19 protein-coding genes are annotated in these 19239 nt (G+C 68.0%); 8 read left to right on the top strand and 11 right to left on the bottom strand.

The features are described from left to right. Positions 1–289 precede the first annotated feature (289 nt). Genes ACZ5MJ_RS01870 through ACZ5MJ_RS01860 form a run of 3 tightly spaced genes read left to right on the top strand, consistent with a single transcriptional unit; the run spans position 290 to position 2134 of the window. On the top strand, positions 290–706 hold the full coding sequence (locus ACZ5MJ_RS01870; protein WP_115216012.1) for a VOC family protein: 417 nt from the start codon (positions 290–292) through the stop codon (positions 704–706). Then, a complete protein-coding gene (locus tag ACZ5MJ_RS01865) occupies positions 706–1458 on the top strand; it encodes a 16S rRNA (uracil(1498)-N(3))-methyltransferase (RefSeq protein ID WP_464221955.1) in 753 nt (250 codons plus the stop codon). Before ACZ5MJ_RS01870 ends, ACZ5MJ_RS01865 begins: the two co-directional genes overlap by 1 nt. A gap of 58 nt (positions 1459–1516) precedes the next feature. Continuing rightward, positions 1517–2134 carry a YidB family protein gene (locus tag ACZ5MJ_RS01860; protein WP_464221952.1) on the top strand — a complete coding sequence of 206 codons (618 nt, stop codon included), beginning with the start codon at positions 1517–1519 and terminating at the stop codon, positions 2132–2134. Between the two features lie 93 nt (positions 2135–2227). On the opposite strand, the gene ACZ5MJ_RS01855 is transcribed toward ACZ5MJ_RS01860, so the two are convergent. The 3 genes from ACZ5MJ_RS01855 to ACZ5MJ_RS01845 all read right to left on the bottom strand — a co-directional run bounded on the left by ACZ5MJ_RS01855 (position 2228) and on the right by ACZ5MJ_RS01845 (position 5915). Beyond that, positions 2228–2845, bottom strand: a complete 618-nt coding sequence (locus ACZ5MJ_RS01855) for a barstar family protein (protein ID WP_464221950.1) — start codon at positions 2843–2845, stop codon at positions 2228–2230. After that, positions 2842–3213 (bottom strand): guanyl-specific ribonuclease, encoded by a 372-nt coding sequence (locus ACZ5MJ_RS01850; protein ID WP_464221948.1) that lies wholly within the window; start codon positions 3211–3213, stop codon positions 2842–2844. Before ACZ5MJ_RS01850 ends, ACZ5MJ_RS01855 begins: the two co-directional genes overlap by 4 nt. A gap of 377 nt (positions 3214–3590) precedes the next feature. Next, positions 3591–5915 (bottom strand): NADP-dependent malic enzyme, encoded by a 2325-nt coding sequence (locus tag ACZ5MJ_RS01845; protein ID WP_464221945.1) that lies wholly within the window; start codon positions 5913–5915, stop codon positions 3591–3593. Between the two features lie 397 nt (positions 5916–6312). Here ACZ5MJ_RS01845 and thiL point away from each other — a divergent pair, with 397 nt between their 5' ends. The 3 genes from thiL to ACZ5MJ_RS01830 all read left to right on the top strand — a co-directional run bounded on the left by thiL (position 6313) and on the right by ACZ5MJ_RS01830 (position 8567). Then, positions 6313–7293 (top strand): thiamine-phosphate kinase, encoded by a 981-nt coding sequence (gene thiL, locus ACZ5MJ_RS01840; protein WP_464221943.1) that lies wholly within the window; start codon positions 6313–6315, stop codon positions 7291–7293. A gap of 145 nt (positions 7294–7438) precedes the next feature. Continuing rightward, on the top strand, positions 7439–8005 hold the full coding sequence (locus ACZ5MJ_RS01835) for a phosphatidylglycerophosphatase A family protein (RefSeq protein WP_464221942.1): 567 nt from the start codon (positions 7439–7441) through the stop codon (positions 8003–8005). Positions 8006–8069: 64 nt separating this feature from the next. Beyond that, complete coding sequence (locus ACZ5MJ_RS01830) at positions 8070–8567, top strand: CinA family protein (protein WP_464221940.1); 498 nt, start codon at positions 8070–8072, stop codon at positions 8565–8567. Positions 8568–8645: 78 nt separating this feature from the next. On the opposite strand, the gene pyrF is transcribed toward ACZ5MJ_RS01830, so the two are convergent. Next, positions 8646–9464 carry an orotidine-5'-phosphate decarboxylase gene (gene pyrF, locus ACZ5MJ_RS01825; RefSeq protein ID WP_432258226.1) on the bottom strand — a complete coding sequence of 273 codons (819 nt, stop codon included), beginning with the start codon at positions 9462–9464 and terminating at the stop codon, positions 8646–8648. Between the two features lie 187 nt (positions 9465–9651). Here pyrF and ACZ5MJ_RS01820 point away from each other — a divergent pair, with 187 nt between their 5' ends. Continuing rightward, positions 9652–10551 carry a DMT family transporter gene (locus ACZ5MJ_RS01820; protein WP_464221937.1) on the top strand — a complete coding sequence of 300 codons (900 nt, stop codon included), beginning with the start codon at positions 9652–9654 and terminating at the stop codon, positions 10549–10551. 580 nt (positions 10552–11131) lie between these two features. Continuing rightward, positions 11132–12094, top strand: coding sequence for a magnesium/cobalt transporter CorA (gene corA / locus ACZ5MJ_RS01815; protein WP_078197850.1), 963 nt, complete (start codon positions 11132–11134; stop codon positions 12092–12094). Positions 12095–12106: 12 nt separating this feature from the next. Here corA and mtgA read toward each other — a convergent pair whose 3' ends face one another. From mtgA to ACZ5MJ_RS01780, 7 genes are all read right to left on the bottom strand, one after another. Next, a complete protein-coding gene (gene mtgA, locus ACZ5MJ_RS01810) occupies positions 12107–12808 on the bottom strand; it encodes a monofunctional biosynthetic peptidoglycan transglycosylase (protein ID WP_464223629.1) in 702 nt (233 codons plus the stop codon). A 74-nt stretch (positions 12809–12882) separates the two neighbouring features. Beyond that, on the bottom strand, positions 12883–13770 hold the full coding sequence (gene aroE / locus ACZ5MJ_RS01805) for a shikimate dehydrogenase (RefSeq protein ID WP_464221936.1): 888 nt from the start codon (positions 13768–13770) through the stop codon (positions 12883–12885). Further along, entirely contained in the window at positions 13770–14702 is a 933-nt protein-coding gene (locus ACZ5MJ_RS01800; protein ID WP_464221934.1) for an energy transducer TonB, read from the bottom strand. The genes aroE and ACZ5MJ_RS01800 overlap by 1 nt, the downstream gene beginning before the upstream one ends. A 145-nt stretch (positions 14703–14847) precedes the next feature. Next, entirely contained in the window at positions 14848–16950 is a 2103-nt protein-coding gene (locus ACZ5MJ_RS01795; RefSeq protein ID WP_464221932.1) for a ribonuclease catalytic domain-containing protein, read from the bottom strand. Positions 16951–17226: 276 nt separating this feature from the next. Continuing rightward, complete coding sequence (gene fabG, locus ACZ5MJ_RS01790; RefSeq protein WP_464221931.1) at positions 17227–17967, bottom strand: 3-oxoacyl-ACP reductase FabG; 741 nt, start codon at positions 17965–17967, stop codon at positions 17227–17229. Further along, positions 17964–18626 carry a chorismate--pyruvate lyase family protein gene (locus ACZ5MJ_RS01785; RefSeq protein ID WP_464221930.1) on the bottom strand — a complete coding sequence of 221 codons (663 nt, stop codon included), beginning with the start codon at positions 18624–18626 and terminating at the stop codon, positions 17964–17966. The genes fabG and ACZ5MJ_RS01785 overlap by 4 nt, the downstream gene beginning before the upstream one ends. Continuing rightward, a complete protein-coding gene (locus ACZ5MJ_RS01780) occupies positions 18623–19237 on the bottom strand; it encodes a YqiA/YcfP family alpha/beta fold hydrolase (RefSeq protein WP_464221929.1) in 615 nt (204 codons plus the stop codon). The genes ACZ5MJ_RS01785 and ACZ5MJ_RS01780 overlap by 4 nt, the downstream gene beginning before the upstream one ends. Positions 19238–19239: the final 2 nt, after the last annotated feature.

Raw genomic sequence — 19239 nt, 5'->3', positions numbered from 1 at the left:
CGTGAGCCTTGGCGGCAGGAAAACCGCAATTTTAGCAGAAGCTAGGGGGTTTTCCGGACTCCCGGACCACCCCCGCGGCGGAGTCCGGGCGATCACCGCAGGGCGCCTGGCGCGCCCGCGCCCCCGCATCGGAACTATCCGGGCCCCGACATGCCCGATGCTTCACCCCGGCGACACCCCCGCCGCCGGCGTGCCGCACTTCGACAGCGTAGCGCGGCACGCGTAAGATGCACTCTCGCACCGCGCGGCCCGCCAGCCGCGCCGGGTTTCCCGCAATCAGGAGACGATCATGACCAGACCGGCCAACACCCCCTGGCTCACCCCCTACCTGACCGTCGCCAACGGGCGTGCCGCGCTGGACTTCTACAGCCGCGCCTTCGGCTTTGCCGCCGGCAACGTGGTCGACGAAAACGGCGTGCCGACCCATGCCGAGATGCACTACCAGGGCCAACTGGTGGTGATGTTCGCGCCCGAAGGCGCCTGGGGCAGCACCGCGCGCACGCCGCGCTCGCTGGGCGTGGAATGCCCGCAGACCTTCTATGTCTATTGCGACGATGTCGACGCCATGCACCAGCGCGCGGTCGACGCCGGCGCGGTCAGCCTGATGGCGCCGGCCGACCAGTTCTGGGGCGACCGCTACTGCATGGTCGAGGACCCCGACGGCTACCGCTGGGGCTTCGGCAAGCCGCTGGACCAGGCAAGCTGATGGCACCACGTTTCTTCGTTGGCGGCGCAGACACCGTGCTGGCCGCCGAGTCCGATTTCCCCTTGCCCGAACCGGTGGTGCGCCACGCGCAGGTGCTGCGCCTGGCGCCGGGCGACGCCATCATCCTGTTCGACGGCCGCGGCGGCAGCCATGCCGCCACGCTGGTCGAGCTGGGCAAGCGCCACGCGCTGGCGCGCATCGGCGCGCATGACGCGGCCGAGGCCGAGCCGCCCTTCCGTGTCACGCTGGCGCAGGGCCTGGCCGGCGGCGACAAGATGGACTGGCTGATCGAGAAAGCGGTGGAGCTGGGCGTCGCCGCGATCCAGCCGCTGCAGGCGAGCCGCTCGGTGGTGCGCCTGGCGGGAGAGCGCGCACAGAAGCGCCAGGCGCACTGGCAGGCGCTGGTGCAGGCTGCCTGCGAGCAATGTGGCCGAAATCGTTTGCCGGAGGTCGCTCCGGTCGCTAACTTTGAGACGTGGCTGGCGCAGACCGGCACAGGCGGCGCCAGGCTGCTGGTGTCGCCGCGCGCCGACCAGTCCCTGCCGGCATTCGTCGCCGAGCGGCGCGAGGCCTTGCTGGCCGATGGCGTGACGCTGCTGATCGGCCCGGAAGGCGGCCTCGCGCCCGAGGAAGAACAGGCCGCGCGGCATGCGGGTTTCACCGGCGTGTCGCTTGGCCCCCGCATCCTGCGTACGGAAACCGCCGGGCTGGCATGCCTGGCAACCCTCAACGCCTTGCTGGGCGGATTCTGACGGCGGCGGCCATCCCGGCCCCGCGTCACCTTGCAACCCTGACTGAAAGGAGTCGACCATGGGACTACTCGATAGCGTGCTGGGCGGCGTGCTCGGACAACTCGGCGGCGCGCGCGGCGAGGCCGGCGGTGCCGGCGGGCTCGACCCCAAGCTGATGATGGCGCTCGGCCTGCTGGCGACGCTGGCCATGCGCGGCCGCGGGCAGGCAGGCGCCGCCGGCGATGCAGCGCAGGCCGATGATGGCCTGGGCGGCCTGGGCAGCCTCGGCGGGCTGTTGGGCGGCATGCTCGGCGGCGGCGGTGCCGGCGCGGCGCCCGGCGCCGCCACCGGCGGCCTCGACCTGGGCTCGCTGCTCGGCGGCCTGCTGGGCGGCCAGGGCGGCGCACCGGCCAACAGCCAGGCAATGGGCGCGGCCGCGGGCGGCATCGGCGCGCTGCAGCAGATCCTGGCGCAGGCCGGCCTGGGCGAACAGGTGAATTCGTGGATCGGCAGCGGCGCCAACCAGCCGGTCACGCCGTCGGCGCTGAGCAATGCGCTGGGCGACACCGGCGCGCTCGAATCGCTGGCACAGTCGACGGGCATGTCGCAGGACGATGTGGCCGCGCACCTGAGCGAAGGCCTGCCGGAACTGATCGACCGTCTTACGCCGCATGGGCACCTGCCGGCGCAGGAATAGTACTGCCCCCGCCAGCAAGCAAAAAGCCCGCATCAGCGGGCTTTTTGCTTGCTATGCCGTGGAACGACCCGGCGAGCGCAGTCAGGCAAACGATCAGGCGAACGAATAGAACACCCGGAACTGTACCTTGCGCTCGCCCCAGAACTCGGCGGCGTCGCGGAACACGTCAAGCAGCACCTCGCGCGCTTCCTTGTCGAATTTCTGCGCGATCGGCAGGCCCTCCAGCACGATCACGAAGCCCGGCTGCTGGCCGGCCTTGTAGATCATGTCGGTCAGGCAGTCGGCCAGTGCGTCGAAATTCTTGCCGAAATGCTTCGGGAAGGTGAACGACGTGGCGATGGTTTCCAGGATCTCCGCCTTGCTCGCGCAATGGGCGCAATTGGCATAGAGGAAATGCTGCCCGAGATCGGCGGCCGCCTGGGCCAGCTCAGGCACGCGGAAAGCGCGGATCGACTGGACGATGTTCGGACGCACCGTCTTGAACAGGTTCATGGCCCCCTCGCTGGTGCCGTCATTCCAACCAGGACCGGCGGGCATGGCCACGGGTGCGGTCGCGGGCGGGAGTTTTTGCATGAGCTCCTGGCTCGGCATCATCAGCACGTTGTCGTATAGGTTCTGGGCCTGCTGCTGAGCCCGCTGCCAGCCATCTCCGGCGCCGCGCTCTTCGCGGGCGGCAAGGGCGTCGCCCAATCCGAAAATGTCAGTCATCATTTGAGTATCCGTTTGAAGCTGTTGTAGTGATCTTCCGTGTAGTAACAATCGTTGGCAGCGCGTTGTTCCCCGCCGCAGACGATCCGCCTGGCTCCCCGGTTCCCTCTCCTGGCGCTCTTGACCGTGTATTCGCGGTAGTACCCGCGTTCACGTTGCGGCAGGATGCGTTCGTAGTTGCCGAATCTCGATCCGTCCTTGTCATACGGGAACGGGCCGCCGGCTTCGATGCGCTCCAGCGTCTGCCGTGCATCGTTGGGCAACTGCTGCACAGCAATGGTTCCCACCTCTTCGGTTTGCGCCTGGCGTGCCAGCGCCGGCTGCGCCAGGGCCAGCACCAGCGCCGCGCCGGTCATGGACCGGGCCAGCATGCGCGTTGCGTGCCGCATCAGAGGAACTTGGAAACCCACGTTGCTTGTCTTGGTTGAACCGGAAATCGAGCCTGCCGCTGGTTGGGTAGACGATCTGTCCGGGCCACCCTGGCCAGCGCCCTGCGCCACCCGTAGAGGAGCGCGATGGATGCCGGCCGCACCGGGGCGCTCATGGCGAGCGCCTGTATCAAAGGCGTAAGGTTACGCGCATGCTCGAAATTAATCAATCCCAGCCCTGTTGCAGCGCTATTTCTTCAATTGTTTCAATATGTTAAGCGTATGTGTGCGCATACTAACCATGCACATGTGGACGAAAAAAAAGCCGGGCGGACCCGGCTTTTCGTCACATTGGCCTGTCAGCTGGCCATGCAGGGGGCTTAACGCTTGGCTGCGGCGTCCGCCACGACCAGCGCGGTCATGTTGACGATGCGGCGCACCGTGGCCGACGGCGTCAGGATATGCACCGGGGCCTTCACGCCCAGCAGGATCGGCCCGATCGCGACATTGTTGCCCGCGGCAACCTTGAGCAGGTTGTACGAGATATTGGCCGCATCGATGTTCGGGCACACCAGCAGGTTGGCTTCGCCCTTGAGCGAGCCGTCCGGCACCAGCTGGTCGCGCAGCTTCTGGTCGAGCGCGCTGTCGCCGTGCATTTCGCCGTCGATCTCCAGTTCCGGGGCGCGATCGCGCAGGATGGCGAGGGTTTCGCGCATCTTGCGGGCCGAAGGCGCTTCGGACGAGCCGAAGTTCGAATGCGACAGCAGCGCGACCTTGGGCTCGATGCCGAAGCGCTTCAGTTCCTCGGCTGCCATCAGCGTGATCTGGGCCAGTTCGTCGGCGGTCGGGTCGACGTTGACGTGCGTGTCCACCAGGAAGATCTGGCGGCCCGGCAGCACCAGGCCGTTCATTGCCGCGTAAACCTTGTTGGTCCCGCCCAGCACCTGGTCGATATAGCGCAGGTGCGCCGCGGTATTGCTGACGGTGCCGCAGATCATGCCGTCGGCCTCGCCCTTGTTCACCAGCATGGCGCCGATCAGCGTGGTGCGGCGGCGCATTTCCAGCTTGGCGTACTGGGGCGTGATGCCCTCGCGGGCCATCATGCGGTAGTAGGCGTCGGAATAGTCGCGGAAGCGCTCGTCGTGTTCCGGGTTGACCACGGTGAAGTCCACGCCGGCGCGCAGGCGCAGGCCGAAGCGCTCGATGCGGTGCTGCAGCACGGCCGGACGGCCGATCAGGATCGGGTTGGCCAGCTTTTCGTCGACGATCACCTGCACCGCGCGCAGCACGCGCTCTTCCTCGCCCTCGGCGAAGACGATGCGCTTCCTTTCCATCTCGACCTTGCGCGCGGCGGCGTAGATCGGCTTCATCACCGTGCCCGAGTGGTACACGAACTGCTGCAGCTGCAGGCGGTAGGCGTCCATGTCCTCGATCGGACGGGCGGCCACGCCGGACTTCATCGCGGCTTCGGCCACGGCCGGGGCCACCTTGACGATCAGGCGCGGGTCGAACGGCTTCGGAATCAGGTATTCGGGACCGAACGACAGGTCCTGGATGCCATAGGCGGTGGCGACGATGTCGCTCTGCTCCTGGCGTGCCAGCTCGGCCAGGGCATTGGCCGCGGCGATTTCCATCTCACGCGTGATGGTGGTGGCGCCGCAGTCCAGCGCCCCGCGGAAGATGAACGGGAAGCACAGGACGTTGTTGACCTGGTTCGGGTAGTCGGTACGGCCGGTGGCCATCACGGCGTCCGGGCGCACTTCCTTGACCAGCTCCGGCGCGATTTCCGGGTTCGGGTTGGCCAGGGCCAGCACCAGCGGCTTGTCGGCCATGCGCTGGACCATGTCCTGCTTGAGCACGCCGGCGGCGGACAGGCCCAGGAAAATGTCGGCGTCGTCGATGACTTCGCCCAGCTTGCGCTTGTCGGTCTTCTGGCAGAAGCGCGCCTTTTCCGGGTCCATCAGCTCGGTACGGCCCTCGTAGACCACGCCGGCCAGGTCCGTCACCCAGATGTTCTCGATGGGCAGGCCGATGTCGACCAGCAGGTCCAGGCAGGCCAGCGCGGCCGCGCCGGCCCCGGAGGCCACCAGCTTGACCTGCTTGATGTCCTTGCCGACCACCTTCAGGCCATTGATGACGGCCGCGGCCACCACGATGGCGGTGCCGTGCTGGTCATCGTGGAAGACGGGGATCTTCATCTTCTCGCGCAGCTTGCGCTCGACGTAGAAGCACTCCGGTGCCTTGATGTCTTCCAGGTTGATGCCGCCGAAGGTGGGCTCGAGCGCGGCAATGATCTGGACCAGCTTTTCCGGATCCTTCTCGTCGACCTCGATATCGAACACGTCGATACCGGCAAACTTCTTGAACAGGCCAGCCTTGCCTTCCATCACCGGCTTGGAAGCCGCGGCGCCAATGTCGCCCAGGCCCAGCACGGCGGTGCCATTAGTGATCACCGCGACCAGGTTGCCGCGGGCGGTGTAGCGGAAGGAATTGGCCGGATCGGAAACGATCTCTTCACAGGCCGCGGCCACGCCCGGCGAATAGGCCAGGGCCAGATCGCGCTGGTTCGACAGCGGCTTGGTCGGCGTGACCGAGATCTTGCCGGGGGTGGGAAACTCGTGGTACTCGAGCGCCGCTTTGCGCAGCGCCTCACGCTGCTGCTGTTTCAGATCGTCTTGGGACGGGGGCTGCTGAGGGCTGGTCATCGGCGCATCTTCCAATCGGTGGAGCCGTCATTGACGAGGCGGGGACGATCGGCGGACCGGCTCCACGTGTCCGCCCTTCTCTTCCTTTGGAACCCCGCATTTTATATAGTGAAATACTATTTCACAATAAGCGTTTTGCTTGGGGCACCTTTGCGATTCGGTACAATATGCCCCATCCCCCGGGGCAATACCAGCAAGCGTAGCGCCTGCTGACAGAAGCGGCGCACCGCCGAGCGGTCATGGCTGTCGTGCGCGGCAGTATCTTGCTGAAATGCCGGGCGCGCCCCATCCTGATGCGCTGCGCGGACACCGCGGGATTGTTCCTCAATCGTCAAGCATCTTCCCGCAACGCGCAGCCATCCCGATGGCGCCCTTCCGCCGCCGGTCTCCTACTACGATGCCCCACGCCCAGCCTGCCCAGCTTTCCGAGTTCGACCTGATCCGCCGCTATTTCACGCGGCCGGTGCGCAAGGCCGCGCTCGGCGTGGGCGATGACTGCGCGCTGATCGAAGGCCGCCCCGGCCACCACCTGGCCATCAGCACCGACATGCTGGTCAGCGGCCGGCATTTCTTCCCGGACGTGGCACCGCGCGCACTCGGCCACAAGGCCCTGGCCGTGAACCTGTCCGACCTGGCCGCCATGGGCGCCGAGCCGCGCGCCTTCACACTGGCGCTGGCGCTGCCCGAGGCCGAGCCCGCCTGGCTGGCCGAACTTGCCGGGGGCATGCTGGCGCTGGCCGACGCCCACGGCTGCGAACTGATCGGCGGCGATACCACGCGCGGTCCGCTGACGCTGTCGCTGACAGTATTCGGCGACGTGCCGCTACGCGCCGCGCTGCGTCGCGACGCCGCCCGCCCCGGCGACGACATCTGGATCTCCGGCACCCTCGGCGACGCCCGCCTGGCGCTGGGCGACTGCCGCGGCGAATGGCTGCTGCCGGAACCCGAGTTCAGCCAGGTCCGGCCCCGCATGGACACGCCCACGCCGCGCGTGGCGCTGGGCATGGCGCTGCGTGGCGTGGCGCATGCCGCACTTGATATTTCCGACGGCCTGGTCGGCGACCTTGGCCATATCCTGGAACGCTCGCAGGTGGGCGCGCTGGTCGATGTCGATGCGCTGCCGCGCTCGGCGGTGCTGGCCGGCCAGCCGGACGCCATCCAGCGCGAATGCGTGCTGGCCGGCGGCGACGACTATGAGCTGTGCTTCACCGCGCCCGCCGGCAACCGCGACGCCATTGCCGCGATCAGCGAGCGCCTGGGGCTGCCGCTGACGCGTATCGGCACGATCACGCCGGAGGCCGGCCTGCGGCTGGTCGACGGTGCCGGCAACCCGACCCGCTACGAAGGCGCCAGCTTCGACCACTTTGCGGCCCCCTGATGGCTGCCCCCTGACACCGGGTCACAGGCATGTCATGATGCCGGCATCGGCATCGGCGCCTGCGCGGGCACGGGAGTCCCGCGAGCATTGCAGCGCAAGCCGGCCATAACCATAAGCAGTCACTGCACCACACGAGCCAACTTTGATGTCCACCTTCCCTCCCGGGGCCGCGCCGCGCGACCCCGCCCTGACCCTGGAAGCCGGCCAGACCGTCAAGGTCACGCGCCCGAGCGTGCGCTTCATGCTGGCCCATCCGGCGCACCTGCTCGCCTTCGGCTTTGGCTCGGGCCTGTCCCCGGTCGGGCCGGGCACGGTCGGCACGCTCTTCGCCTGGCTGTCGTTCGTGGTGATCTCGCGGTGGATCGAACCCACCACCTGGCTGTGGATCATCGTCGGCGGCTTCCTGCTGGGCCTGTGGGCGTGCGCCCGCACCGCGCGCGACATGGGCGTGCACGACCACGGCAGCATGGTCTGGGACGAGATCGTCGCCTTCTGGCTGGTGCTGGCCTTTGTCATGCCGACCGGCTTCTGGGGGCAGTTCGCCGCCTTCCTGTGGTTCCGGCTGTTCGATATCGCCAAGCCGGCACCGATCGGCCACTATGACCGCACGCTCAAGGGCCCGGGCCTGCGCGGCGGCTTTGGCGTGATGTTCGACGATATCTTCGCGGCCTTCTACACGCTGCTGGTGTTTGCGCTGTGGCGCTCGTTCTGAGCCACGATCGCCGCGCAATGCCAGCCGTTTGAAGCGGATTTCCAATCACCACCCCATATCCATCATGTCCGTCAGCCGCCTGCTCGACCAGCTCGCCATCCAGGCCGGCGTCGCCCTAGCCGACAAATCCCTGATGCTCGCCACCGCCGAATCCTGCACCGGCGGGCTGGTGGCCGCCGCCATTACCGATGTGTCGGGCTCATCCGGCTGGTTCGAGCGCGGCTTCGTCACCTATTCCAACGAGGCCAAGTCCACCATGCTGGGCGTGCCCGCCAAGCTGATCCGCGACCACGGCGCGGTCAGCGAGGAAGTGGCGCGCGCCATGGCCGAGGGGGCCCTGCTCAACAGCCGCGCCCAGGTGGCGCTGTCGGTCACCGGCGTGGCCGGCCCCAACGGCGGCACCCCGGATAAGCCGGTGGGCATGGTCTGCTTCGGCTGGAGCAACCGCATCACCACCCTGACGGAAACCCAGCGCTTTCGCGGCGACCGCGGCCAGATCCGCCGGCAGGCCGCCGAGCACGCCATGCGCGGGCTGCTGGAGCTGATCCGGAACGAGGCCTGAGGCCGGCTCCCGGCAATCTCCGCCCCCAATAAAAAAACCGCGCCGTCTCCGGCGCGGTTTTTTTGTCTTTGCCAGGGCTCAGCCGTGGCGGTAGCGGTTGATGGTTTCGCGCGTCTGCAGCGCGACATTGCGCGCCGCCGTGGCGAAGTCCTTCTCGCGGCTGGCATAGAGGATGGCGCGCGACGAGTTGATCATCATGCCGGTGCCGTCCGCGGTGCGCCCCGCCTTGACGGTGGCTTCGATATCGCCACCCTGGGCGCCGATGCCCGGAATCAGCAGCGGCATGTCGCCGACGATCTGGCGCACCCGCGCGATCTCGTTGGGGAAGGTCGCGCCGACCACCAACCCCATCTGCCCGGTGGTGTTCCAGCGCTCGCGCGCGGCCTCGGCCACCAGCTGGTACAGCGGCTTGCCGTCGACCTGCAGGAACTGCACGTCCGAGCCGCCCGGGTTGGAGGTGCGGCACAGTACAATCACGCCGCGGTCCGGGTAGGCCAGGTAAGGCTGCATCGAATCGAAGCCCATGTACGGGCTGACCGTGACCGCGTCGGCGTGGTAGCGCTCGAAGGCTTCCAGCGCGTAGTGCTCGGCGGTCGAGCCGATGTCGCCGCGCTTGGCGTCCAGGATCACCGGAATGCCGGGATGGGCGTCGTGGATGTAGTGGATCAGCTGCTCGAGCTGGTCTTCGGCGCGCTGCGAATGGAAGTAGGCGATCTGCGGCTTGAAGGCGCAGACCAGGTCGGCGGTGGCGTCGACGATCTCGCGGCAGAACGAGAAGATGGCGCCGCCCGTCCCGGTCAGGGACAGCGGCAGCTTCTGCGGGTCAGGATCGAGCCCGACGCACAGAAGGGAATCGTTGCGCTGCCAGGCGGCAGCAAGCTGCTCGGTGAAAGTCATGGGTACTCGGAATATCCTGGTGGCGCCGGCGCCTCACTGGACCGGCCGGCGCGGTTGGCCGCAGCGGCGTGAAAACCTCTCATGCCTGCAGCATATGTCGCTTTCGGCAATTTTACCCGCTGCGTGCTATCGTTTTGCGCTTCCTCTCAAAAACAAAGCGCGGCATCGCGCACAGCCGCGTCCCGTCATGTCTCTCGATCGCCGCGGTACCTTCCTGCTTGTCGTGCTCACCCTGGCCTGGGGCATCAACTGGCCCATCATGAAGGTGGGCGTAGCGCACTTTCCGGCGATGGGCTTCCGCCTGCTGTGCATGGGCGGCGGGCTGGTGGCGCTGGGGCTGGCGCTGCGGCTGCGCGGCGATTCGCTGGCCGTGCCGCGGCGCGAATGGGGCACCGTGGTCCGGCTGGCGATTCCCAACATGGTGATCTGGCACCTGTTCGCGATCTGCGCGGTCAAGATGCTGTCCTCGGGCCGCGCCGCCATCCTTGGCTACACCATGCCGATCTGGGCGGTGGTCTGGGGGCTGGTGTTCTTCCGCGAGCGCATCAGTGCCTGGGCCTGGATCGGCATCGGCTGCGCGCTGGCCGGCACCGTGCTGCTGCTGTCGGGCGAGCTCGCCGCGCTGACCGGCAGCCCCGCCGGCACGCTGCTGATGCTGCTGGCCGCGGCCGGCTGGGGCTTTGGCACCCAGCTGATGAAGCGCACCCAGACTGACGTGCCCATCGGCGCGATGACCTTCTGGATGCTGGCCGTGACCCTGCCCTTCCTGGCGGTTGGCTCGCTGCTGCTGGAAGACGGCTGGCGCCTGCCCACGGCCATCGAATGGGCCGCGATCGCGTACAACGCGGTGGTGGTCTTCGCCTTCTGCCACCTGGTCTGGTTCGGGCTGGCGCGCAGCCTGCCGCCGGTGGTGTCGAGCCTGTCGATCATGTTCATCCCGGTGGTCGGGGTGTTCTCGGGGATGTGGCTGCTGGGCGAGCAGCCGCACTGGCAGGACTACGCGGCCATCGTGCTGATGTTCCTGGCGCTGTCCTCGGTGATGCTGGCGCCGCTGCTGTGGCGCCGGCTGCGGGGCGCGCTGGGCTGATCTCCGGGGTGGGCACGCCCCGGGTCGTGAGCGGGCAACAGACGGCCGCTTGCGCGGAGATTTCACTTAACAAGCCACCCTCCGTTGGGCTACACTCGCGGCCATCACAATCCCGGAGAAATTACGTGGGCAGTAGCATCGGGGGTTCGAGTTGCCGCAGCAGCACTGCGACCTCTGCGAATGCCATGTCACTGCGGGCTGCGTAACGACGACCCGCCCGGAGCACCCGGCTCCGCGCCTCGTCGGCCTCGCCCGCAGCAGAACTGCGGGCGAGTGTCTTTCCGTGCCACCGGCGGCGCCATCCATGCGCGCCGCACCGCTGCGGATTTTCCCTCTCCCGGCTAGCCAGCCAACCCAGGCAAACGCCATCGTCTTGTACCGCCCGCCGCGCCGCTGCGCCGGCAGCCGCGGTACAGCGCGATCACGCTTGCCCGTGGCCCGGCCATTGCGGATCGCCTGCCGGCGTGCCGCTCGGCCATGCAGGGCATGACGGACTACCTGGGAATGCGGCGAGCCGCCTGCGCTTGTCTTCGCGCTTGTCTTTGTTATTCGTCGCAATCAGCAATAAGGAATCCCGGGGATGATCAACCTGTTCGTCCTGCAAAAAGGCCGGCTTGCCCAGGAGCAGGTCGACGAGCGCAATGAGCTGCTGCAGCACAAGCCGATCTGGATCGATGTCGTCAATCCCGACGACGAGGAACTGAACTGGATCAAGGAAGCCTATGGCGTCGCCCTTCCTGAACTGGAAGACCTGGGCGACCTGGAAGCGTCCGCGCGATATTTCGAGGGCGAGGACGAGAATATCCATATCCGCACCGACTTCCTGCTCGACGAGGAAGAGGTATCGCGCAACGTGCGCGTGGCCTTTGTGCTGACGCGCGACGTGCTGTTCTCCATCCACGACGAAGACCTGCCGGTGTTCCGCCTGGTACGGCTGCGCGCGCGCATGCGCCCGGGCTCGGTGCGCAATGCCAAGGACGTGCTGATGGACCTGTACGCGACCGACGCGGAATACTCCGCCGACTCGATCGAGGAAGTCTACGAACGCCTGGAAGAGGCCAGCCGCCGCGTGCTGGCCGAGAACGTGACCGATGCCGCCGCGGCCGACGTGCTGGAGACCATCGCCCGCGAGGAAGACCTGAACGGCCGCATCCGCCGCAACGTGATGGACACGCGCCGCGCGGTGTCCTTCCTGATGCGCAGCCAGCTGCTGTCGGCCGAGCAGCAGGACGAAGCGCGCCAGATCCTGCGCGACATCGACTCGATCGAGAACCACACCGCGTTCCTGTTCGACAAGATCAACTTCCTGATGGACGCGACCGTCGGTTTCATCAACATCAACCAGAACAAGATCATCAAGCTGTTCTCGGTGGTGTCGGTGGCGCTGATGCCGCCCACGCTGATCGCCAGCATCTACGGCATGAACTTCAAGTTCATGCCGGAGCTGGACTGGGTCGCGGGCTATCCGTGGGCGATCGCGCTGATGGCGGTGTCGGCGGCGATCCCGCTGGTGTATTTCCGCAGGAAGGGGTGGTTGAGCTGAGCCCCGCGGGGCTCAGTCGGGCAGCGTGGCTGCCCCCATCCGCCGCGCGATGATGCCCGCCTTGACGCGGAAGTTCACGCGCACATTGGCGCAGTATTCCTTCTTGTCGAAGCACTTGGGCGCCGGAAGCGCCGCGGCCAGGCGCGCGGACTGGCCCACGCTGAGCTTGTCGGCGCCGGTGCGGAAGTAGTGCTGCGCCGCGGCCTGCGCGCCGAAGACACCTTCGCCCCACTCCACTGAGTTCAGGTAGATCTCGTAGATGCGCTGCTTGTCCAGCAAGAACTCGAGCATCCAAGTGATGGCCAGCTCCTGTCCCTTGCGCAGGTAGTTCTGCTCGGACGAGAGGAACAGGTTCTTGGCCAGCTGCTGCGTGATGGTGGAACCACCGCGCACGATGCGTCCGCGCTTCTTGTTGCGCTCCCAGGCATCGAGCATGGCGTCGAGCTCATAGCCGGGGTGGTTGACGAAGTCGGCGTCTTCGCTGGCGATCACCGCGCGTTTCAGATTGCGCGAGATGCGGTCGTAGGGCACCCATTGCCGGTCGAGGCCGCAGTTCCAGACCTTGAGGCCGCACAGGCGCCAGCGCTCGGCGCGCATGAAGGTGGTGGTGGTCGGGTTGAGGTACTGCCACGAGGCGATCTGCACGAAGAAGTACAGCTGCATCGCCACCACGCCCGCAGCCACGCAGCCGAGCAGGTAGCCCAGCCAGCGCAGCGGGTTGAACACGGCGCGGGCCGGCGCGGCACCGGCCGGGCGGTTGCGGTTAGCCACGGCTGGCGGCGCCCCGGTCAGCCCTTGCGTTCGGCCTGCAGCGCGGCGCGCAGCTCGGCCAGCACGGGCGCGGTGCGGGGCCGCACGCCACGCCAGATATAGAAGGCCTCGGCGGCCTGTTCGACCAGCATGCCCAGGCCGTCGCTCACGCGCGCGCCGCAGCGCGCGGCGAACTGCAGGAACACGGTGGGCTCGGCGCCGTACATCATGTCGTAGGCCAGCACGCCATCGCCCAGCAGGAACTCGGGCACCGGCGGCACTTCGCCATGCAGGCTGCTGGACGAGGCATTGATGACCACGTCGACGGCTTCGTCCTCGGACAGCCCGTCGAGCGCATCGAGCCCGCCGCCCCACAGTTCAACGCCGTACTGGTCGGCGGCTTCGACAAATTCTTCCAGCATGTCGCTGGCGCGCGATGCGGTGCGGTTGGCCACCACGATGCGCGACGGCCGGCATTCGATCAGCGGCAGCATCGCGCCCATGGCGGCGCCGCCGGCGCCCAGCAGCAGCACGCGCTTGCCTTCGATCAGCGTGTCGAGGTTGTCCTGGATATCGCGCACCAGGCCGATGCCGTCGGTGTTGTCGCCATGGATCAGGCCCTCTTCGATCCACAGCGTGTTGACCGCGCCGGCGGCCTCGGCGCGCTCGGTCAGGCGGTCGGCCAGGTCGTAGGCCTCCAGCTTGAACGGCACCGTCACGTTGCAGCCATAGCCGCCGTCGGCAAAGAACTGGCGCACGGTGTCGGCAAACCCGTCCAGCGGCGCCTCCAGGCGCTCGTACTGCACGGCCTCGCCGGTCTGGCGCGCAAAGGCGGCGTGGATCGCCGGCGAGCGGCTGTGCGCGACCGGGTTGCCGATCACCACATAGCGGTCGGAGCTGGCTTGGGAAGATTCAGTGGATGTCATCAGCGTGCCTGCAAGCGGGTTTCCAGCCCGCTGCGCGAAAACTTGAAAGTGGAAATGACTTCGAGGATGTCCTGGCGCGACGTCATCTCGGCGGTAAAGGCGCCAAACGGCGCGGCCGCGCGCACGATCGCCACCGCCTGGCGGTCCAGCGCGGGATCGCCCGAGCTCTTGACCACGTCGATGGCGTCGACGTTGTAGCCGTCGCGGTTGTAGCCGAGCTTGCCCAGCCGGTTGACGTTGATCACCAGGATCAGCTGGCCGTACAGCGGCTTGCCATTGCGTTGCGGGAAGTCGGTGGTGCCGCGCGCCTCGATCTTGCGGCGCAGGCGGTCGTAGTACTGCGCGTAGTCGACCGCCTGCGCACTGGTGGCGGTCAGCTGGAAGCGCTTGGGCCGCTTGGCGTAGTGCTCCAGGTTGCGGCCGATCTCGGCCTCGAGCCTGGCCATCTCGTCGGTCGAGGTGCGCTCGTCCTGGCCGCGCTGCGGGGTGTCCTGGCGCTTCTCGCCGGGCTTGAGCGGCTGGTTGCGCACCGCCGGCGCGGCCTCGCGCGACTGGGTCAGCAGGCGTTGCTGCTCCTGTTCCAGCTGCTCGACGCGGCGCTGCACCTGGCGCACCAGGTCGCCCTCCTGCGTCAGGGTCTGCGCGGGCAGCGGCGTGGTGGCGCGCTGCAGGTCATGGTCGCCGCCGCCGTCCAGGTTGGCTTGCGCCAGCGCGGTCGGGTTGCGCGGCTTCTGCGCCGACTTGGCATTGACCAGCACCACGTCCAGCGCGGCATCGGTGCGCTTGATCTCGAACACCTCGGGCGCGGCCACCCGCACCATCAGCAGCACCGCGTGCACGGCCACGGAAATGGCCAGAGCCCTGGCGAGCGTACTGCTGTTGTGCCACCTGGCATGCCACCAGTGGCGGGGAGCGGCGAGAGTGGCGTTCACGATGGCTGGAAGATGGCTCTGGAGGCAACCGCGGGAAAATCAGACGGAGCCGGCCGGACGAAGCCGGCAGGGCTTGCAGGACCGGGGCGCGCGGGCCCCGGATCAGACAGGCATTGTAAGTGAGCCCCGCCGATTTCCGAAGGTTTCAGCCGGCCGCCGGCGCGCCGGTGTCGCGCTCGCCCGACGCCTCGCCGGCGCCGTCGTCGCCGGACTCGGCCGGGGCCTCGTCGGACACGCCCGCGGCCTGCTCGGCGGCATCCTCGGCCGCCGCCTCGGCAGCGGCTTCGGCGGACAACTCTGCGGCTTCCTCGTCGCTTTCCAGCTCTTCCTCGGGCACCTCGCCTTCACCGGCAAAGATTTCCAGCACCCGGCAGGACACTTCCAGCGTGATCTCGTCGGTCTCGCCGATCTCCAGCAGCACCTGGGTGCCGCGCTGCGCCTGCATCAGTTCGGGCACGCGCGTGACCAGCGGGATCTCGGTAAAGCGCACCGCGCCTTCCTTGAGCACCGAGGCCACCATGCGCTCGCGGTTCTCCTGCTTGAGCCAGCGCAGGCACCAGTAGCGCTCCATGGTCGACTGGTGGTCGGCATAGGCGGCGTAGGTGCCTTCAAAGTCCGCCACCGCGGCCAGCAGGTCGGCGTCCTTGGGCTTGAACGGCGCCACCAGCTTGGCGGTCACGCCGTGCTGGGCCACCGCCAGGATCTGCCACTGGTTGACCAGGTCGACATAGCGGCGCAGCGGCGAGGTGCTCCACGCGTACTGCGCCACGCCCAGGCCCTCGTGCGGCGCCGGGTAGGTCTGCATGCGGGTGCGGTGCATGCCCCACGCCTTCTGCGTGCGGTAGATGCCCGGCACGCCGTTGTCGGCCAGCAGCTTGCCCCAGGTGCTGTTGGCCAGGATCATCATCTCGGCCACGATCTTGTCCAGCGGCGAGCCGCGCTTGCGCTGCTCGATGCGCACGCGCTGGCTGCCGTCGGCCTGGTCGTCCAGGTAGAAGTTGAAATCGGCGCGGTTATGCGTCTCGGGGCGCAGGCCGCTGGCCAGGCGCGCCTTCTGGCGCTCGTCGTACAGGTAGCCGGCGAAGTGCCACAGCTGCGTCAGCGCATCGCGGAACGGGTAGTCGCCGGTGCCCTCGGCAAGCGAGGCCTCGGTGATCACATCGTCCAGCAGGTTGTGGCGCAGGTTGGCGGCGATCGGCACCATCTCGGCGCGGGTCTCGCTGCCGGTGATCAGCCACACGCTCGGATCCACCGTCACATACAGCGACAGCGCCGGGCACTGGCGCCCTTCCTGCAGCGTGTAGCGCTCCACCACAGCGTCGGGCAGCATGGTGATCTTGTCGCCGGGGAAGTAGACCGTGGACAGGCGCTGGCGCGCGACGGCGTCGAGCGGCTCGCCGCGGCGGATGCCCAGCGCGGGCGCGGCGATATGGATGCCGATGCGCAGCTTGCCGTCGGGCAGCCGGGTCACGGACAGCGCGTCGTCGATCTCGGTGGTGGTGACGTCGTCGATCGAGAACGCCTCCACGTCGGCCACCGGCAACTCGGTGGACGGCTCGGGTACGTCGTTGTCCGGGAAGCCTGTGCCCTTGGGGAAGCACTCGGCCAGGAACTTGGCCTCATGCAGCGCACGCGCACTGGCCACGCCGCCGGCGGCCACCATCAGCCGCATCGGGCTCATGCCCAGCGCGGTGCAGGCGGCATCCATGGCCTTGTATTCCAGGCTGTTCTTGTCCGGCTTGAACAGCAGCTGCAGCACCTTGTTGCGGAAGGTTTCGGGCAGCGTCAGCGCCTTGAGCTGTTCTTCATATTCGGCCTGCACCAGCGCCTGTTGGCGCTTGCGCTCGAGCGCGGCCAGCGCCGCCTTGAGCTGGTCTTCGGGCGCGCGCTGGTAGCGGCCGCGCCCCTTGCGGCGGAAGTACACCGGGTTGCCGTGCAGCGCCATCGCCAGCGCCGCCTGCTGCAGCGCGCCGGATTCGGCGCCGTAGTATTCGGCGGCCAGCTCGGCAAAGCCGAATTCCGCCTCGGGCGCGCATTCCCACAGGAAGTCCAGGTCGATCTCGGCCACCATGTCGCCGGTCTGGCGCACCAGCTCGATCGCCGACGGCTGCGCGAACTGCAGCAGCACGTCGCGCGACTTGACCTTGGTGCGCTTGCCCGCCGGCAACTCGACCTGGTAAGCCTCGCCCTGCTGGTTCAGCACGGTGCCGGCGCGGATTTCGCCGCCTTCTTCGAACAGCAACTGCATCGATCGGTACTTTCAGATATGCGCGGACCCGCATCGGGCCGCCTTGGGGGCAGCGCTGGAGCGGATCCTGTGGGAAAAATGGTGCAACCGGGCGCGAACGCGCGGTAACGCGTGCGAACGGAAACGACTGCGGGGCGCCAATCACTGACCGGGGACCGCGGGCCGCGCCGCATGGATACGGCCTGAGACCTGGAATGATACCGCACCCCGGTCCGGCGACCCGGGGCCGGCGCGCCGGCAAGGTGCGTCAGCCCGGGCCGCCGTGGCCCCGGCGTCTCAGAGCGACATGCCGCCGCTGGCTTCGATCGCCACGCCGTTGACGTAGCTGGCGTCGTCGCTGGCCAGGAAGGCGTAGATGCTGGCGATCTCGGCCGGCTCGGCCAGGCGGCGCAGCCAGCACGACGACTTCATGCCGTCCAGCACCTTCTCGGGCACGCTCTGCAGGATCTCGGTATTGACGAAGCCCGGGCATACCGCGTTCACGCGCACGCCCTTGGGGCCCAGTTCGCGCGCCCAGGTCTTGGTAAAGCCGATCACGCCGAACTTGCTGGCCGCGTAGTTGGTCTGGCCGAAGTTGCCATACAGGCCGACCACGCTGGAGGCGTTCAGGATCACGCCCTTGCCCTGCTCGCTCATCAGGCCGGCCACGGCCTGCGCGCAGTTGAAGACGCCCTTCAGGTTGACGTCGATGACGGCGTCGAACTGGGCCTCGGTCATCTTGGCCAGGCGCGCGTCTTTGGTGATACCGGCGTTATTGACGAGGATGTCGACGCGGGCGTGCGCGGCCAGCACGGCGGCCACCATGGCATCGACCTCATCGCGCCGGGTCACGTCTACGCGATACGCCGACACGGTGGCGCCGGTGGCGGCCAGCTTGCCGGCGGCCTCGCGCACGCGCGCCTCCTGCACGTCGCACAGGACGACGATGGCGCCGTCGGCGGCAAAGCGCTGCGCCGTGGCAAAGCCGATGCCAGCGGCGGCACCGGTGATGATGGCAACCCGACCCTGCAGTTTCATCTCGTGGTCTCTTTCTTGGTTTCGGTAGTGTGTGGGGAGGGGCTTCGGTCTGTGGTCCGCATATATTTGGGATGCGGAATCGCCTCGGTCCCCGGGGATGGCCGCGACAGCAGGTCCGGCAGGAACACTTCTGTCACGAGCATGACGCCGCCGCCGCGTCGGAACACCGAGCGTCGCGCCGGCAGCATGGGCAGTGGCGCCATGGCCGGCAGCACGCGCTGCAGGGCCTGGCGCAGCGGATGGTGCGGCAGCAGCCGCGCAAACTGGAACGGCTCGCGCTCCACCGCCGGATCGACAAAGAGCCGCCCGCCGAGCGGGCGCTCGCCCAGCCCGCGCAGGAACGGCCAGTCGCGGCGCGCATGGCGCTGGCGCACCACGGTATGGGCAAAGATGGCGGGAATATCGTCGCAGATCAGCAGCACCTCGCGCGTCAGCGCCGGGGTGCGGTCTTGCTGGCCCAGCACCTGCCATTCATCAGCCAGCGGGCGCTGCGGGCACTGCAGCAGCCGCGCCACGCGAAAGCGCTCCGACGCGGCCACCAGGCGCGCGGTCAGCGAGCCGTCATCGCCGGTCACCCAGCGCCGCAGATTGGGCGGGATGGCCGCATCAAAGGCCAGGTGCGCACTCCAGCCGCAGCGGCGCGCGGACTGCGCGCTCATGCCGCGCTGGCGCCGGCCGGCACCTTGCCGCCAGGACCATAGCCGCAGAATGCAAGCACATCGTCGACGTAGTCGGCGAATTCGCTGATGCCATGGTCGCTGCCCTCGATCACGCGGATCTTCGCGCCCGGGCAGGCGGCCACCATTTCGCGGTAGTCCAGCACCTCGTCGCCGGTGGCGGCGATCAGGTAATAGCGCGCGGGGTCGGTGATGGTGTCGACGCGCAGGTCCAGCAGCTCCTGCAGGTGGCGGCGCTCGACCGTGACCGAGCCGCCGCCGTGCCACAGCGGCTGCTCGCCCAGGTAGGTTTCCAGGTCGGTCCAGGGGTGGATGGCCGGATTGAGCAGCACGGTCTTGCAGCCATGCTTCTCGCCCAGCCAGCGGGCATAGAAGCCACCCAGCGACGAGCCGACGATGGCGATTTCCTGGTCGCCGCCGGCCCGTGCGGCGCGGATCGCCGCTTGCGCCTGGGCGATGGCCAGTTCCGGCGAGACATTGAGCGTGGGGCAGGCGTAGTAGCGGCCCACGCCCCACTCGCGCATGCGCTCCTGCACCAGCCGGGCCTTGAACGACTGGGGCGAGGAACGGAATCCGTGCAGATACAGCAGCATGG

It is taken from the genome of Cupriavidus sp. LA-1 (assembly GCF_055385985.1).
The sequence above is the reverse complement of the archived record's forward strand: the minus strand, read 5'-3'. Positions and strand labels throughout refer to the sequence as shown.